At 55.8% G+C, this 17,240-nt stretch carries 16 protein-coding genes, 1 pseudogene and 2 riboswitches; of the genes and pseudogenes, 9 read left to right on the top strand and 8 right to left on the bottom strand.

Annotation, left to right across the window (positions count from 1 at the left end; genetic code table 11):
- The 8 genes from CPT76_RS40270 to CPT76_RS21685 form a co-directional block, all read left to right on the top strand.
- A partial coding sequence (locus CPT76_RS40270; protein ID WP_258168727.1) for a helix-turn-helix domain-containing protein occupies nt 1–1,029 on the top strand: 1,029 nt, incomplete at its 5' end.
- Nucleotides 1,030–1,057: 28 nt separating this feature from the next.
- Complete coding sequence (locus CPT76_RS21710) at nt 1,058–2,824, top strand: cache domain-containing sensor histidine kinase (RefSeq protein WP_105444447.1); 1,767 nt, start codon at nt 1,058–1,060, stop codon at nt 2,822–2,824.
- A 5-nt stretch (nt 2,825–2,829) separates the two neighbouring features.
- Entirely contained in the window at nt 2,830–3,813 is a 984-nt protein-coding gene (locus CPT76_RS21705) for a substrate-binding domain-containing protein (protein WP_105444446.1), read from the top strand.
- Between the two features lie 29 nt (nt 3,814–3,842).
- Nucleotides 3,843–4,139: a hypothetical protein gene (locus tag CPT76_RS36745; protein WP_146116381.1), complete on the top strand. Its 297-nt coding sequence runs from the start codon at nt 3,843–3,845 to the stop codon at nt 4,137–4,139.
- Nucleotides 4,054–5,145 (top strand): ABC transporter substrate-binding protein, encoded by a 1,092-nt coding sequence (locus tag CPT76_RS21700; RefSeq protein ID WP_105444445.1) that lies wholly within the window; start codon nt 4,054–4,056, stop codon nt 5,143–5,145. Before CPT76_RS36745 ends, CPT76_RS21700 begins: the two co-directional genes overlap by 86 nt.
- A 246-nt stretch (nt 5,146–5,391) precedes the next feature.
- Nucleotides 5,392–6,774 carry an ABC transporter substrate-binding protein gene (locus CPT76_RS21695; protein ID WP_105444444.1) on the top strand — a complete coding sequence of 461 codons (1,383 nt, stop codon included), beginning with the start codon at nt 5,392–5,394 and terminating at the stop codon, nt 6,772–6,774.
- 93 nt (nt 6,775–6,867) lie between these two features.
- Nucleotides 6,868–7,770, top strand: a complete 903-nt coding sequence (locus tag CPT76_RS21690) for a carbohydrate ABC transporter permease (protein ID WP_105444443.1) — start codon at nt 6,868–6,870, stop codon at nt 7,768–7,770.
- A 27-nt stretch (nt 7,771–7,797) separates the two neighbouring features.
- On the top strand, nt 7,798–8,529 hold the full coding sequence (locus CPT76_RS21685) for a carbohydrate ABC transporter permease (protein WP_105444442.1): 732 nt from the start codon (nt 7,798–7,800) through the stop codon (nt 8,527–8,529).
- Between the two features lie 45 nt (nt 8,530–8,574).
- On the opposite strand, the gene CPT76_RS21680 is transcribed toward CPT76_RS21685, so the two are convergent.
- The 8 genes from CPT76_RS21680 to CPT76_RS21645 all read right to left on the bottom strand — a co-directional run bounded on the left by CPT76_RS21680 (nt 8,575) and on the right by CPT76_RS21645 (nt 16,398).
- Nucleotides 8,575–9,207 carry a 50S ribosomal protein L25 gene (locus CPT76_RS21680; RefSeq protein ID WP_105444441.1) on the bottom strand — a complete coding sequence of 211 codons (633 nt, stop codon included), beginning with the start codon at nt 9,205–9,207 and terminating at the stop codon, nt 8,575–8,577.
- A 368-nt stretch (nt 9,208–9,575) separates the two neighbouring features.
- Complete coding sequence (locus tag CPT76_RS21675; protein WP_076169683.1) at nt 9,576–10,034, bottom strand: cupin domain-containing protein; 459 nt, start codon at nt 10,032–10,034, stop codon at nt 9,576–9,578.
- 309 nt (nt 10,035–10,343) lie between these two features.
- A complete protein-coding gene (gene pulA / locus CPT76_RS21670; RefSeq protein ID WP_181153015.1) occupies nt 10,344–12,674 on the bottom strand; it encodes a type I pullulanase in 2,331 nt (776 codons plus the stop codon).
- Between the two features lie 442 nt (nt 12,675–13,116).
- A complete protein-coding gene (gene gcvH / locus CPT76_RS21665; protein ID WP_105444439.1) occupies nt 13,117–13,509 on the bottom strand; it encodes a glycine cleavage system protein GcvH in 393 nt (130 codons plus the stop codon).
- Between the two features lie 48 nt (nt 13,510–13,557).
- Nucleotides 13,558–14,478, bottom strand: coding sequence for an L-serine ammonia-lyase, iron-sulfur-dependent, subunit alpha (sdaAA, locus tag CPT76_RS21660; RefSeq protein ID WP_105444438.1), 921 nt, complete (start codon nt 14,476–14,478; stop codon nt 13,558–13,560).
- A gap of 7 nt (nt 14,479–14,485) precedes the next feature.
- Nucleotides 14,486–15,160 carry an L-serine ammonia-lyase, iron-sulfur-dependent subunit beta gene (sdaAB, locus tag CPT76_RS21655; protein WP_105444437.1) on the bottom strand — a complete coding sequence of 225 codons (675 nt, stop codon included), beginning with the start codon at nt 15,158–15,160 and terminating at the stop codon, nt 14,486–14,488.
- A 173-nt stretch (nt 15,161–15,333) separates the two neighbouring features.
- Nucleotides 15,334–15,446: riboswitch (glycine riboswitch) on the bottom strand.
- Nucleotides 15,447–15,556: 110 nt separating this feature from the next.
- Entirely contained in the window at nt 15,557–16,093 is a 537-nt protein-coding gene (locus CPT76_RS21650) for an ROK family protein (protein WP_181152991.1), read from the bottom strand.
- A gap of 8 nt (nt 16,094–16,101) precedes the next feature.
- Complete coding sequence (locus tag CPT76_RS21645; RefSeq protein WP_105444435.1) at nt 16,102–16,398, bottom strand: hypothetical protein; 297 nt, start codon at nt 16,396–16,398, stop codon at nt 16,102–16,104.
- 259 nt (nt 16,399–16,657) lie between these two features.
- Nucleotides 16,658–16,753: riboswitch (glycine riboswitch) on the top strand.
- A 279-nt stretch (nt 16,754–17,032) separates the two neighbouring features.
- Between CPT76_RS21645 and CPT76_RS21640 the strand changes: the two are divergent.
- Nucleotides 17,033–17,240 (top strand): annotated as a pseudogene (locus tag CPT76_RS21640) (glycine cleavage system aminomethyltransferase GcvT); the annotation flags it as partial.

Genomic DNA, 17,240 nt, shown 5'->3' with positions numbered 1-17,240 from the left:
CAAAGTGAGAGCGGGCAGGACACGGAAATTCTTCGCTACGCCGCTTACAACCTGTTCGAGGAAATCGCCCTCCGCGAGGACCTGCTGCTGTTCCGCACACGCGAGGAGCGCATCGCCCTGGTCGTCTCGGACGGCGCCGAGGATACCGATGTGTACGAAAAGGCGTTCCGGGTGGCCGAAGAAGCCCGCTTCTACATTCACAAATATTTAAAGTTCACCGTTACCATCGGCGTCGGACAAGCAGTGCAGGCAGCGCAGCAGCTTCCCGCATCGTACACAAGCGCCCTTTCCGCGCTGGATTACCGCTTTTTGCTCGGCAAAAACCGGGTGATCAGCCTGCTGGACATGGAGGGCCGGCCCTCCCTCGCCGAGACGCTCCGCGCGGATTGGGACCGCCAATTGGCTTCCGCCGTCAAGACCGGCTCCCTGGAGGAAATCCGCCAGCTGATCCGGGAATTCGTCTGTGACCTGAAACAGGGCATGGCACCGATGGATTCGTGCATTTTTCACATCCAAAAGGTCATCCTTTCCCTCATGAACACCATTCAGGAGCTGGGCTTGCACGAGCCGCGCTCGATCCTGCTGACCGACGTCTACAGATTCAAAACGCTTGACGAAATCGAAGCCTGGCTCACGGAGACGGTCACCTCCGTCATGAACGCCGTTGCCGAAAACCGCCATCATTTGACCCATATGCAGATCCGCAAGGCCGTCGACTACATCGAGACGCATTATGCCGACGAAGACATCTCGCTGCAGCACCTGTGCCGCCACGTCCTGATGAGCACCAGCTACTTCAGCCTCGTCTTCAAGCAGCATACAGGCGAAACCTTCGTCGAGTACCTGACCCGGACCCGAATGGACAAAGCCAAGGAGCTGCTGGCACACACCGGACTCAAATTTTACGAAATCGCCGGTCAGGTCGGCTACAACGACCCGAACTATTTCAGTATCCTGTTCAAGAAGCATGCGGGCATGACGCCGCGGGAATTCCGCGACAGGCAAGCCAAGGAGAACCCGCAGCCATGACCAGACAGCGCGCCTCCCTCCTTCCTTTTTGCCGTTTAAAAGCATTCAGTCGAGCATCTTTTTCACCTTCTCCTGCCTGATCCTGATTACCGTCCTGGTTATCAGCCTGAACAGCTACAACCTGTCGGTCGCCGCGATGGAGACCAATTCGGAGAGCTACGTCCAGGAAATCATCACGCAGGTCAACTCCAACATCCAGTCTTACATCGACAACATGGAAAATATCAGCCTCTTGGCCATGACCAACAAAGACGTCAAGTATTACATCTCCAACAACACGTTTATCAGCACAAGCGACCGGCGGCCGTACGAAAAGCGCATCTCCGACCTGTTCCAGGCCATCCTGTACTCGCGCAAGGACATCTCGGCCATCATGGTGTTCGGATACAACGGCCATTACGTGTCCGACCGCCGGATTACCCTACTCAACCCGAACACCAAGCTGGAGGACCAATCCTGGTACAAGGAAGCCAAGAGCAAGGGCGGACAATCCGTCATTTCGCCGCCTCACGTGCAGAACGTCATCCAGAACGAATACCGGTGGGTCGTCTCCCTCAGCCGCGAATTGAAGAGCACGGACGGGATCCGGGGCGAGGGTATTTTTCTCGTGGACCTGAACCTGAGCATCATCAACGATATATGCAGCAAAATTAACCTGGGCAAAAAGGGCTACGTGTTTATCGTCGACCAGAACGGGAACATCATTTACCACCCGCAGCAGCAGCTGATCTACAGCAACCTGCGCACGGAGCAGATCGCCAAGGTCACCGGTGCCAAGAGCGGTACCTCCTTCACGATCAACGACGACAAGGACAAGCGCGTCTACTCGGTTCATGACACGAACTTCGGCTGGAAAATCGTCGGCGTGGCCTATGCGGACGACCTGATCGCGAACGAAGGCACGATCCGCAGGTCCATCCTGCTGTACGCCATCATGGGCATCCTCTTCTCCCTGCTGCTGTCGCTCGTGTTGTCATACCGCATGTCCAAGCCGATCCGCATTCTGCAGCGGGATATGAAAAAGGTCGAGCGCGGCAACTTCAATATCCGCACGAAGATCGACCAGCCGAACGAAATCGGCCAGCTCGGACGGTCGTTTAATTTGATGCTGGCCCAGATCAAGAACCTGATGCAGGAAATCATCCATAACCAGGAGAACAAACGAAAAAGCGAGCTGATGCTGCTCCAGTCACAGATCAATCCGCATTTCCTGTACAACACGCTCGATTCGATCGTATGGATGGGCGAGCAAAAGAAACATGAAGAAGTCGTCCTGATGACCTCGGCTTTGGCCAAACTGTTCCGCGCCAGCATTACAAAGGACAAGGAGCTGGTGCCAATCAAGGTGGAGGTCGAGCATATCACCAACTATCTGCTTATACAGAAGATGAGGTACAACGAGCAGCTGGAATACGACATCGACGTGCCGGAGGAAATCAGAGGTTTCATGACGCTCAAAATTTTGCTGCAGCCCTTTGTGGAAAACGCCATTTATCACGGCATCCGCAACAAGCCCGAACCGGGAAAAATCGTCATAAGGGCCCGCGACCTGGGCCAGATGATCCAATTTGAAGTGGAGGACGACGGGCTGGGCATGACGGAGGAGCAAATCGGGCAGATCTGGAACCCGCCGGAGGGCAAGACGTCCGGCCGGACAAAATCCGGCGGCATCGGGATTGCCAACGTCAACGAGCGCGTGAAGCTGTACTTCGGCGACGTCTACGGCATCCAAATCCGCAGTGAGCTGGAAGAAGGGACCTGCGTCACCATCACCATCCCCAAAATGAAGGAGTAGCACCCATGCGCATACAACGTGCCACGCTGCTGTTGGCCATCATTTTTGTCATATCCTGCGTCTACATCATCCTGTACTTCAAGCTGTTTATTCCGACGCCCCCTCAGGAGAGAAGCGTGACGGTGATCCTCAAGGAGCACAACATCCGCTCCGAATTCTGGCAGACGGTGAGCGCCGGGGCCGAAGCAGCCGCCAAGGAGGCCGGGGCCAGCATCAGCATTACCGGCCCGCTGCAGGAGACGGACGCCGAGTCGCAGCTTCAGCTGCTGAAGGGCGTCCTCAAGCAGAAGCCGCAGGCGGTCGTCGTTGCCCCGATCAACGACGACCGCATCATGGACGAGCTCAAGAACATCCAGGATGAGGACATCCCGCTCGTCATTATCGATACGCCTCTCAGCCTGAAATCGCCGCCGGCCTTCGTGTCGAACGATCATGTCACTGCCGGCGTCCAGGCCGGCAAAGTGGCGATGGAGCAGACCGGCGGTTCGCTAAGGGCGGTGATCATCAGCGATTTCGTGACGTCCGGCGTATCGGCCGAGCGGGAAAAGGGCATCCGCCAAGCGCTTGAGGCCTCGTCCTCGGCGATCTATGGCACGTTTTACTGCTCCGATTCCGAGGAGCGTTCGTACCTGATCGCCAAGGCGCTGATTCGGGACCACCGCGACATGAACACCATCATCGCGCTGAACGAATCCGCGGCCCTCGGAGCCGCCAAAGCGGTCAAGGAAGCCCATCGGACCGGGCTCGTCCAGCTGATCGGCTTCGACACGTCGGCCAGCGAAATCCGGCTGCTCGAGGAAGGCACCCTGAATGCGACCGTCGTGCAGCAGCCTTTTAACATCGGATATTTGGGCGTACAGACCGTGCTCGACCTCATCAACGGCAAAAAGGTCAAGCCGGAAACTTACACCAATTCAATCGTCGTCACCAAGGCCAACATGTATTCCCCGGAAAATCAGAAACTCCTCTTTCCATTTATCGATAAATAAACAATAACCATCGAAAGGTGCGAGAGCCGATGACTTCCCGTTTTCTGACCCGGCTTGCCGGGATCTCCCTCTGCCTGCTGGGCATTCCGGCGCTCCTTCTCTCCTGCTCCGGCCCGCAAGATGCCAAACCGGTGATGAAGCCGCAGGAGGAGCAGACTGCGCTCATCAATTTTGTCGCCTCCGAATACAGCTCGGAGACGCGGCCCCTGCTCGAAAACCTGGTGCAGGACTCAGGACTTCATGCTGAAGAACCCGTCGATCGTCATCAATTTGCAGGTGGCCAACTGGGACATCCTCGACGGCATCTATACTACGATGATCAGTAAAAATCAGCCGCCGGACCTGCTGAACACGAACGTGTACACACATTTTGCGAAGGACGGCCTCCTGAACGACATGGACGAGATCATTTCGCCGGAGCTGAAGCGGAAATTTTATCCGGACCTGATGAAGCTCGACCAGTGGGACGGCAAGCAGTATGCCATTCCGTACGTTTCGTCCACCCGGAATATGTATTACAATCGGGACCTTTTCGAGGCGGCTGGCATATCCGAAGCACCGGCCACCTGGTCGGAGCTGAAAAAGGATGCCCTCAAAATCAAAAACACCGGCAAGGCCCACGGCTTCGGCGTCGATTTGAGCGATAACGAAATCCAGGCCTATCTCTCTTATTTCTTTCTGGGGGCGGGCGGCGGGTGGTTCCGTGACGGGAAATGGACGATCAATTCGCCGGAAAACGTCGAGGGCCTTGCCTTTCTGAAGGACCTGTACGACGAAGGATTAACCGATCCCGAGCCGACCGTCACCACCCGGGACGAGAAGCAGCGCATCGTCGGGGACGGGAAGCTGGGAATGATGATTTCGGGCAATTATTTCGGCACCGTCATGCCGAGGGAGTTCCCGAATCTGAAGTGGGGCACCGGCCCTATTCCCGTCAAGGACGGCCGCAAGCCGCTCCTGTTCGGCGTGCATGATAACCTGGTCTCGTTCAAAACAGACCATACCAACAAGGAGGCGCTCTCCGCGTTCCTGGATTATCTGTATTCCAGCCCGGTGTATGAGGAAATCATCGCGCAGGAAGGCTTCCTGCCCGTGACGGAAGAGGCCGGGGCCAAGCTGTCGGCAGCGGATCCCATGGTGAAGCAGCGTCTGGCGGAGTTGCGGAAATCCAGCTTTTATCCGATCCAGCAGCCGGAATGGCAGTCGATCATGGATACCGCACGGAAAATGGGCGACGCAGTCCTGCACGACCACGTCTCGCCGAAGGAGGCGTTGGACGAGCTGCAGCGTTACGCCGAGAAGGTGCAGAAGGAGGTCCATGGAACGGAGTAAGGGGAAAGCGGCAGCGGCGCAGCAGCACTGCGACGGGGCCGCTCCACAACCTCACATTTTCCCTCCTCATCCCAAGTAGAAGATTATCCCTCCTTTTTTCCCCTACGAACAGAAAATAACAAAGAATTCATGGAAGATATTCAATAGAGCCTCTCCCCCCGAATCCTTATGATGGTTTTAGGCGCTGTAATCCAAAATAGACAACCACTATGGCGTTGCACAATCACTTAAGGAGGGTTAGCTTTTATGATGTTCAAGAGACATTTGGCGGCACTCAGCCTTGCGGCTTTGATGATCGTCGCCCCGCTGGCCGGATGCGGCTCCAAGGACTCGTCCACTTCGACGAAAACCGAAGACGCGTCCTCCTCAACCACCGCCACAACGACCAACACCGAGTCCAGCTCGAACACGACGACCGATGACAGCACCAAAAAACTGACCGGAGACTTTGAAATCCAGTACTTTGTCGGCGGCTACGGCGACAAGTGGTGGAAAAAGGTCATCGCCGACTTTAAAGCGGCCAACCCCGATTTGAACGTTAAAGAAAGCGGCGGGCCTAAAATTAACGACCAGATGAAGCCCCGCTGGGTCGGCGGCAATCCGCCGGACTTCGTGTACATTGACGGACCGAACCTGAACGACCGCCAAATGGTGGAGGACGGCCAGCTGGAGGACCTGACGGTTTGGATGAAGGACGCCACGAACATCGACGGCACCAAAATCAGCGACATTCTGGCGCAGCCGCCGCAGCTGTTTGACGGCAAGGTCTACGACATCCCGCTCGTTTTGAACTCCTGGGGCGTGTTCTGGGACAAAGCCCTCTTCCAGGAAAAAGGCTGGGAAGAGCCCAAAGACTGGCAGTCCTTCTTGGCCGTCAGCGACAAAATCAAAGCGGCGGGCGTGACTCCGTTTATCCATACCGGCAAATATCCGTACTACATCAACGGTGCGATTTTGTACCCGGCGATCGTATCCGCCAACAATAACGATATTTCCATTCTGCAGGACATGGCCGATTCCAAAGTGGAAGCCTTCCAGCAGCCCGCCGTGCTGACCGCACTGAACAAAATCGTCGAGCTTCGCGACAAAGGCTTTATCGACAAAGCCTCCATCCAGATCAACCACACGGATTCTCAAATGCTGTTCCTGCAGCACAAAGACGCCTTCATCCCGAACGGCCTCTGGCTGCCAAACGAAATGGCCAAGGACGTCCCGGGCGGATTCTCCTTCGGCTTCATTCCATCGGTGACGCAGGATTCAGGCGGCAAGGTCGTCGCCAACACTTCCACCGCCAACGTGGCGATCGCCAAGAACGCCAAAAACAAGGAAGCGGCCAAAGCATTCCTGCAGTTCATCTTCTCAGAAGCTCAAGCTTCGCAGTGGGCCGAGCTGAGCGGCGCTCCGTCCAACATCAAGGGCGACATCAGCAGCTCCAGCGCGCCAAGCCATGTTAAAGATGCAGCGCGGTATTTAACCGATTCCAACACCGTCGTCGTTCCGTCCATTACCTTTAATGCGGACGTGGATAAGGCGATGCAGGATGCCACGGATGCCCTGACCATCGGCAAAATCACGCCGGAAGAGTGGGTACAGCGCGTCGTGGACGTCGCCAAGAAAGTGAAAAAGTAATGCGATAGACCGGCAGGAAACGCGGAGGATGACGGGGATGAACGCTCTCTGTTATCCTCCGTACATTTTAGGTGAAAGGCAGGGAGAACGAAGATGAAATTGGGGACGAACGCCTGGCAGCGCAACCTGTTTATCGCAACCTTCATCATTCCCACGTTCCTGTTCTTCTGCGTGTTTACGGTATACCCCGTACTGCAGGCGATGTATTACTCGCTGTATGACTGGTCCGGCTCCTCGGACAATAAAACGTTTATCGGCCTGGACAATTTCAAGGAGATGCTTCACGACCCCATCATCTGGATCGGGATGGGCAACGACTATTTTCTCGTCGCGGGCAAAATTATCGGCATCATGATTCTGGCGACGTTTTTTGCGGTCGCTCTGACCCGCTTCAAATTTCGGCTCGCCAATTTCTTTCGCTCGATTTTTTTCATTCCGAACGTCATTTCCGTCGTCGTCATAGGCGTCCTCTGGAATTTTATCTATAATCCGCAAATCGGCTTTCTGAACTCCTTCCTGTCCTTGTTCACCAAAGACAAAGTGGACATTACGTGGCTCGGCTTCACCAGCCACACGATCTGGATGCTGCTTCCGCCCGCCATCTGGGCCGGCATCGGCTTTTATATGATTCTCCTGATCGCCGCGATTCAGGGGATACCGGAATCCTACTACGAGGCCTCAAGCCTTGAAGGCGCTGGCCAGTGGCACCAATTCCGCCATATCACGCTGCCGCTGATCTGGGAACAGATGAAGGTGTCCATCCTCAACATTATGATGACCACGCTCAACGGTTCTTTTGTCATCGTGATGATTATGACGAACGGCGGGCCGGACAACACCACCCAGGTCATGGGGTCCTACTTGTACCAAATGGCCTTCACGCAATACCACTTTGGCTATGGTGCGGCCATTGGCGTGCTGATTCTGGTCTTATCGATGATCACGACAGTCATCCTGCAGCGGCTCATGCGCCAGGAAACGATCGAAATCAGCTGATTTTTCTAGGCACAGGAGGAACAAATAATGAAATCAGGCCTTTCCAATCCGATGGTCAAAATCGTGTTTTACGCCATCCTGATCCTGTGGGGCATATCGGTCATTTATCCGCTGCTGTGGACCCTGCTGGACTCGCTGAAAAACAACGACCAATTTTTCCGCAAAATGCCCTGGTCCCTGCCGGACGTTCCGCTGCTGTGGAGCAACTTCAGCTACGTATGGCGGGAGTTCAGCTTCGGCGATTACTTCCTGAACTCCGTCGTGGTGACGATCGGTTCCACGCTGCTCGGGCTGCTGCTGTCGGCCACCACCGCCTACGTTCTGGCCCGATACCCGTTCCGGGGAAGCACCGCGCTGTTCCTGCTTTACATTGCCTCCATGATGATCCCGTTCAGCCTGGCGCTCATCCCGCTCTTTTTCCTGATGAACTCCATGCATCTGACGAATTCGTCTTTAGGGCTGATCCTGGTGTATGCCTCTACGCTGATTGCGTTTGGCATTTTCGTGCTCGTCGGATTTTTCAAAAGCCTGCCCAAAGAGCTGGAAGAAGCCGCCGCCATGGACGGAGCGTCCTACTTCGGCATCTTCTTCCGGGTGATGCTGCCGCTCTCGCAGCCGGGGCTTATTACCGTGGGCATCGTCAACGTCCTTAACATCTGGAACGGCAGTACACAAGCAACCGTACACCCACTTCGCCAAGTGGGTGTACGGGCAGTGCACCTCACACACGCCTCATGCAACGAAAACCCCTGGTCGTAAACGACCAGGGGTTTTCCTGTACAAGCATGTATATGATAAGACGTTTTATTCGTTGTTGTCTTCTGTAGCCGTTTCCGCCGCTTCTTCTCCCTCCGCTGCCACGGATTCGTCCGCAGCCTGGGCCTCGGTCGCCATGCGGGATGCCGTTACGGAAGCAACCAGCTCTTCCGGTGAGGCTACGAGCGTTACGCCGGATGGCAGCTGGATGTCTCCGGCTATCAGCTTGTCGCCGATTTCCATATGCGATACGTCCACGGTGATCGCGGATGGCAGATTTGCAGGAAGCGCCTCGACTTCAAGCTCGGTCTCCTGATGCTGAAGCACGCCGCCCACCTTGGTGCCGGCAGCCGTACCTTGGAAGTCGATCGGAACGCGAACCTTGATCGGCTTGTTGGCGGAGATGTGCATGAAGTCCACATGCATCCACTCACCGGCTTTGCGCTGGTAATCCTTGATGATCACGTCCAGATCCGACGAGCCTTCCACCTTCAGCTTGAACACTTCGGACCGGCCTGTTCTGGCAACTTTGGCCAGCTCCTTCGCATCGACGCTGACCGGCATGCTCTCGGTCTGTGTCCCGTAGACCACCGCCGGAATGCGTCCGCTTTGTCTCAAGCTGCGCAGACTCGAATGCTTCGTGTCGGTTCTTCGTTCTGCTGTAAGAGAATGAGATGTCATCTTTTACAACCTCCTCTGATATTTAATCTGTCCCCTGCAGTACACAGGCATATCTATGTATTACCCATTTTTGGCGAAATCAAAACCTTGCAGCGCAAAACAGCCGGCTGCTTTTGAGGCAAACGGAGTACGCTGCTTAGCCTGGAGTACACTGAAGGAAGGAGCAGTGTATCTAAACCAAAACGTCTAGCAGCGTCCTTTGAAGGAAGCTAGACGGTTTTTAACTGAAGCTTGACTCTAACGCCATAAAAATGCCCAGCCCCCGAAGGTTATCCTTTCCAATATCACAAAAAATCCCGCATCGGTCATTGCAACCGTGCGGGATTTGGGCTGGCCCGGCGAAGCGGGACATGCCGCTGCCGAAGGTTTTATTTTCCGGATATCATCGTAAAATCGTCAAAATGAAAGCCTGGGGAAACGACGCAGGAGACGAACACCGGCTCGTCGCCCAGCGGCTTGGCCGCCTGCCAGACATTGGCCGGAACGAGCGCCTGTGGCACCTGGCCATTCTCAACGTCCATTCCCAAAATGATTTTGGTCTCCCCGCCCGGCTGTTCCCCATCGCCTCCGAGCAGCAGCTCGAGCGGACTGCCGGAATGCCACAGCCACAATTCATCGGAATAAACGCGGTGCCACGCGGAGGATTCCTCCGGATGCAGCAGGAAATAAATCGAAGTCGCCGAAGGGCGCGAACCCGAATACTTGGGATCCAGCACGTCTTTCGGGATTTCAAAGGACGCCTTCCACAACTCCTTGTACCACCCGCCCTCGGGATGGGGAAGCATGTCAAAGGTTTTCACCAGAGGCGACAGCAGTTTCTCGGTCATCGTAAGCCTTCTTTCTCTGTTATATATCACCCTATCCAAGGGAATCTCACTTTACTTTATAGGAATCACCCTTTTTTGTAAAATGCATGCATCCCTATCCCCGGATACAGAAAAGAAAGCTCCCTATTTCCGTCACACCGTCGCCCCAAGCTTCTAGGCTTCTAGGCTTCTAGCCTTCTAAACTTCTCAGCTTGCAAGCTTCTAAAGCGGCCAAACCTTCCAACCTGTCAAGCTGCTCCATTCCCAGGTTGACGTACGCTCCAGCCAGCCCCCTTACACAGCCGGCCACATTCTCCCGGCACCCGGGCGTCAGCTGATCTTCTTCCAGTCGTCCGATCCGCTCCGGACAAGCACCTTCAGCTTGCTGTGATGCCATCCGAGCTTGATAAACCGGTCCTGGTCGCAGTCCTTCGCCTCCCACTCGTTCAGCCGCACGATATATCCGATTTCCTGCACGTTCAGCGGGACATATATCGTCGCCACAGCGCGTCCGTCCTCCATCCGGTCAAAATCGACCCGGCGCTCCCGCATGCCGCTGCCCCATACCCATAAGTTCCAGCCGTCATATTTGCGGTCCTGGCGCTCATAATGCAGCTCCACCGCCTTGAGCGGGCGCGGACGGCCGCCTTCTTCCTCATACAGAACCATGACCGACAGGCCTGGGACGCTCACCGTTTCGTCGACGATCATCTCCAGCGCCCCGTTCCGGGCCTGAAGGTTTTTGACGGCCACCTTCCAGCCGGTAATGGAAAACGGAATGTCGACCTGCGCCTCTCGAACGTTTGCGTTATAGATGACGATGATATTTTTCCACGTATCGCCGTTGGCATGGTCCTTCAGCCGGTAAGCGACGACATTGCCGTCGCAGCGCATGACCTCCATGCTCCGTTTGATCTGCTCCTTGTCCGTCATACGGAACGCCCGGTGGGCGCGGCGCAGCGCGATCAGCCCCTGGTAATACTCGAATACCGGCAGGAACCGGGACTTGTTGCTCCAGCGGATGGCGTTGATCGCATCCCCGCTCCGGTAGCTGTTGTGGTCGCCGAATTTGCTGCGGAGCATCTCGTCACCCGCATGAATGAGCGGAATCCCCTGAGAGGTCAGCACGATGCCGTTGGCCAGCAGCGCTCTCCGGACGCTTTCGTTCTCCAGCAGCTGGTCCTGGTCGATGCTCCGGTAAGGATCGGTGGCTGCGACAGCTTCTTCGAGGCTCCCCCCTCCGGCAAGTTGGCCGTTATCGATACCCCGGATCAGATCACCTCCCAGTCCCTGCGTAATCAGAACTTTATCCCACAGGTTAAGGTTGTCGTGAACCGTCACATAGTTGATCGTCTCCGTAGATGACCCGGTGAAATCGTCGATCGCCCCCTGAACGCCGGCCAATACCGCCGCTTCCTTGCCGGGCTGCCCCGTGGCGAAGCCCTTTCCCGAACCGTCGCTGTCTCCCTTGATGGCCCCCCGGAAATTGTCGTTGAAAACGGCAAAGCCTTTGCCCCTTTGGGATCCTTTTAAGGTTTGCTGCTTCAGCGGCGTTTCACCGCCTGTCCAAGGCTCCCCGTAAATCAGCAGTCCCGGATGCGCACGGCGGAGCTCCTCGGTGATTTGCGCGATCGTGTCCGTGTCGATCAGACCCATCAGGTCAAAACGGAATCCGTCGATATGGTATTCTTCCGCCCAATAGCGCAGGGAATCCTTGATGTATTTGCGGACCATCGGGCGCTCGGTTGCCAGCTCGTTTCCGACGCCGGAGCCGTTGCTGAACCGCCCTGACGCATCGGTCCGGTAAAAATAACCCGGCACAAGCTTCTCAAACAGGCCGTCCCCCGCAGAGTAGGTATGATTGTACACCACATCCATCACGACCCGGATTCCTTTGCGGTGCAGCGCCATGATCATCTCCTTGCACTCCCGGATCCGGACTTCGGGGCTTGACGAGTCGGTCGCGTAGGAGCCTTCCGGCACGTTGTAATGCTGGGGATCATAACCCCAGTTGAATTTCGGTTCCGCCGAGTCCGGATCATCGACCGTCAGCTCGTTCACCGTCGCATAATCAAAAATCGGCAGCAGATGGACATGTGTCACGCCGAGTTCGGCCAAATGATCGATGCCGAGCCGGCTGCCGGCTGCGTCCCGCACGCCTGTCTCCGTAAACGCCTTGAACTTGCCTTTATACTGGAGCCCGGAATCCGGGCTGATCGAAAAATCCCTGACATGAAGTTCATAGAGTACCGAGTCTTCCACCCCCAGCAGATCGGGAGTTTCATCCTCTTCCCAGCCCTCCGGGCTTGCGGCCTTCACGTCGACGATCGCCGTCCGCTGCCCGTTGGCACTGACCGCCCGGGCGTAAGGATCGGCCGCATAAACTTCCCGTCCGTCCGGGTGCTCCACCTTGTACATATAATATTTTCCGGCCAAATCGCCTCTGAAATGAAGTGACCATACGCCGCCTTCCCCGCGTCTCATGCCGATTTCGAACCCTCCGGCGTGATCGGTAAGCGCTCCGCCGTCATAAGTTCCCGCGTCGTCGTACAAGGCGAGGGTTACCTTCGCCGCCGTCGGCGCCCAAACTTTGAATATACTTTCAAGATGCGTATAATGACATCCCAGGTCGCCGCCTTCATATATTTCCACGTTATTCATCATTCATCTCACCACCATGGTTTACCTGAATAAATGCCTCAAAAAATCGCTTTCACTACATCCTATGTTACTTTCTTGCCATTTGTAAGGGGTTCTATAAGCTTTTCCCTGCCCAAATTTACGGGACAGCTGTGACTGCATGGTTAAATCATTATATGCTTGTACGCTAGCATTTACCCCATAGTTGCACGGTTCTTTCAAATCGTAGAGTAATAGATGCAGGGCAGCTTCCATTTAGCGGCGTATGTACCCTCCTCTTATTCTTGTTATCGACAAACCGAATCCTGGTCATAAATAAGCTCGCTTGAAGGAATAGTTAAGAAAATAACCCGCCGCAGGTGCAAAAAGCTGTGCCGGGATAACGGGCCTTCGTATAAAATCGTCGTATAAAATCAAAGAGGCTGCGGCACGATGTGCCCCAGCCCCTGTCTCGATATCGTTATTATTCGTTCAAAAATTGCTCATACTGCTCTGCCGTCAGCAGCGATTGCAGCTGCTCGTCCAAATCTCCTTCAACCTCTACCTCGATCATCCAGCCTCCGTCGTACGGCTCGCTGTTGACGAGCTCCGGCTCGCTTTCCAGCGCATCGTTGATTTTGGTCACTTTGCCGCTCACAGGACTGAACAGATCCGATACGGTTTTGACCGACTCGATTGTTCCGATGCTCTCTTCGGCCGCTAGTTCGGCGCCGGCTTCCGGCAGCTCCACAAACACGATGTCCCCCAGCTGGTGCTGGGCAAAGTCGCTGATCCCGATGCGGACCACAGATCCGCCTGCCTTTTCCACCCATTCATGATCCTTGCTGTACCAACGGTTCTCCTTCACATTGCTCATCGATTTCGCGTCTCCTTTGATTTCAATTTTGGGGCTGCCGTTAATAGGTTAGTCTTCCTTGGCAGGCGTTTTAGCTTCTTTGGCCTTTCTGCGGCGCTGTTCCACCAGTTCCTTGGTCAGCTTGCGGCCAGTTGGCGTCTGGGCGAGTCCGCCCTTCCCGGTCTCGCGGTGCTTGGCCGGCATGGCGCTTCCGACCTCCAGCATGACGCCGATCACTTCATCGGCCGGGATAACGCTGCCAACGCCGGCAAGAGCCATGTCCGAAGCCGCCAGGGCGGTGACGGCCCCCAGCCCGTTCCGGACGATGCAGGGAATCTCCACCAGCCCAGCGACCGGATCGCAGATCAGGCCGAGGCAGTTCTTCAGCGCCAGGCCAACAGCATGAACGGCCTGCTGGGCCGTGCCGCCGCGCAGCTCGACCATCGCACCGGCGGCCATGCCGATCGCCGAACCGACTTCCGCCTGGCAGCCGCCTTCCGCCCCCGAGATCGAGGCGTTGTTGGCTATAACATAACCTATGGCGCCGGCACAGAACAAGCCCTTGACCAAATGTTCGTCCTCCCAGCCGAAGCGTTCCTGGGCGCTGACGAATACGCCGGGGATGATTCCGCAAGAGCCAGCCGTCGGCGTCGCGATAATGCGTCCCATCGAGGCGTTCACTTCCGACACCGCAAGCGCGTAGGCCATCGCCTCGGCCGCAGGGCCGCCGAGCGATGTTTCGCCCTGCTGCATATAATCGGACACCTTTTTGGCATCGCCGCCGGTGAGTCCGCTCCGCGACTTGGTGTTGCCGGTGAGGCCCTGGCGCACCGCTTCCTTCATCACACCGTAATATTCGGCCATTTGCCGGAATACTTCCTCGCGGGAGACGCCCGTTTCGCGCGCCTGATCCTCAAGCATAACCTCGGCAATCGTCTTGTTCTCCTGGCGGCAAATGTCCGCCAGCTGTTCGAGGGTCTCGAATCTCATATGATGGTTAGCTCCTTTTGGTCAAATCGATCATCGTGACTTCCTTGATGTGGGGAAGCTTGCGGATGGCCTGAATCGTGCTCTCCTCCGGAGCGGAATCCAGTTCGAACACGGTCATCGCATCCCCGCTGCGTCCCTTGCGGTCCACATCCATATATCCGATATTATATCCGTCCCGGCTGAGCAGCGCGGTCATGTTGGCAAGAACACCCTGTCTGTCGGAATGCTTCACCGCCAAGGTCGGGTATTCGCCCGTGATCTGCACGTCAAAACCGTTCAGCGAATATACCGCGATCGTCCCGCCGCCAATCGAGGCGGCTACGATTTCAGCGGTCCGGTCGCCCCCGGTCAGCTGGATTTTGACCGAGTTCGGATGCGGTCCGTTGCCCCGGCCCTGAACCCATTCCAGGGTCATGCCGGCTTCTTCGGCCAGCACGTCCGCCTGCGGAATCCGCTGATCATCCGTATCATAATCCATCAGCCCGGCGGTCAGCGCCAAATCGGTTCCATGTCCCCAATACGTCTCTGCAAAAGAACCGAACAGTGTCATCTTGGCCGTCTCCGGCTGGCTGCCCAGCAGCTGACGCGCCACTCTGCCAATGCGTACCGCTCCAGCGGTGTGCGAGCTGGAAGGCCCCACCATGGAGGGACCGATAATGGAAAACACATTTTTAAATCTCACTTCGTTCTACGCTCCCCGTTAGCTATTTTCGACGCGCTTTGCGATGAATTAGACAGAAAAAAGGACAGCAAAAAAGGCGTCAGCACCTTTTCTCTGTCCCTTGTACCTGAGAGTTTGTGCGGCATCGTGCGCCGCGTTCCCCTTGGGTGGCCGTATAGCTCTCTCCAGAGCCGCGTCCCGCGGCGGTTCCTTGTACCTGAGAGATTAGCTGCCTGCATGTGCCTACCTGCAGCTTGCTCCTTCGGTGCCGCCCTTATACGATGGGCGGTCTCTCCCGCGCGCGTTCATCCGCTGAATATTCAATTACTTTCCAAGCATCCGCTCTACTTTTCTAAACTCTGAACTAAGAATAAAGCAGAGCGAATACGGGTGTCAATATAACATATGCGGCCTCGTCTAAAACTCCATTCCAGTGCGCAAAAATTGCATCGCTCCGAGCGCCGCGATCCGCTTGCCGTCTTTCGGGGATGCGAAGGAGCACGCTTGGAACATGTCCGGCAGCGTATGCTTCTCGGCCGTTCGCAAAGCGGTGTCCATATATCCCGGATAGGTGGAGGTACTGCCGCCAATCACCAGGACGTCCGGGTTAAACAGGTGCAGCACGTTGGTGATGGCCAGCCCGCAGTAAAAGCCGGCACTTTCCAGCAAAGCCAACGAATCGCCGTCTCCATCCCGGATTTTGGCGAGGAAGGCGTCGATATCGCAGCCAGCCTTATCGAGAATGCCAATGCCGCCCGCCAATTCGTCCACCTTGCGCGGCCCGGCTTCAGTCGCAATGACGGTGTAGCCCAGCTCCCCGGCAAACCCGCCTGCGCCGGTATACATCCGCTGTTTGGAGTAGATCCCGAGCGCCAAACCCGAGCCGGCCATCATCACCGCGACCGTATCCTTTTCCGGATAATTGGCCGCCTCGGCAACCGTCGCCGCTTTCACGTCATTGATCAGACGACAGCGAAAGCGCCCTTTGGCAAAATCGTCAAGTCCGTCACCCCACACAGCGCGTGGATATCGGAAAACTGCAGGCGGCGGTCTCCCTCTACGAGTCCCGGAAGCGCGATTCCCAGCCCCTCCGGCTCATACGGGATCCCTGCTATAAAACGGTCAATCTCCCCCGCCAGATATTCCAGCGAACAATCCAGCCCGGTAGGGACCTTCCGCTCGACAAGCTGTCCATCCACCTCGGCAACCATCAGCATTTTCGTACATCCCATATCGACGCCTACTACGTTCTTCATCATCACAGCTCCTCCCAAACATCCTGATTCGCTTCACCTTCGGCAGACAGCTCTGGGACGATACAGTCCCCTCAGAGTACCGCTTGGACCAAAATACCCAAAATCGAACATTATCAACATAAATTCATTGTAATATTCGTAAATAGGCATTATGATAATGTTGTTGACACCGGTTTGTACTTTGAGTATTAATAATATATAGAACGAACTCGAACATTTGATTCGAGCTTTATGATGTCGTGAACAAACAATAGTATAGCGGATGATGGTAATGGGAGAGATTACTGCGAGCAGTAACGCCGAAGGAGTAAGCCCGGACCCGGGTGAATCTCTCAGGCAAAAGGACGATTACCGGACGCATCTCTGGAGAGAATTCTGAACGTAAGAATCACCCAAGGGGAAACTTGCTTGTTGCCCGGGGTTGATGTGGAGCCCGAATTTCGCCTGTGAAGTCCCGGGCCGCTCCATTCACCGGCATCCGTAAGGTAACTCTCAGGTACCAAGGACAGAGCTTGAAAGAAAGTATGCGAGCACGCATGCTTATTCTTTCGCCCTGTCCTTTTTGTGCTGCTTGAAAGAACTTTTATGATGAAAAGCCTAAACAATCCGTGGTAACACGTGAAAACCGAGGTGACTCATGTCCGAATTGAAAAGAACACCGCTTTTTCCGCTCTATGCACAGGTTCCCGGCGTCCGCTGCATCGATTTTGGCGGCTGGGAGCTTCCCGTCCAGTTCAGCGGCATCCACAAAGAGCATGAGGCGGTCCGCGAGGCCGCCGGGCTCTTCGACGTTTCCCACATGGGCGAATTCAAGGTGGACGGCCCGGGATCGGAGAATTTTCNCC

Origin of the sequence: Paenibacillus sp. AR247 (assembly GCF_002968895.1) — a bacterium.
GTDB classification, from domain to species: domain Bacteria; phylum Bacillota; class Bacilli; order Paenibacillales; family Paenibacillaceae; genus Paenibacillus_AQ; species Paenibacillus_AQ favisporus.
Note: the sequence above shows the minus strand (reverse complement) of the source record. Positions and strands in the feature narration are given on the sequence as shown.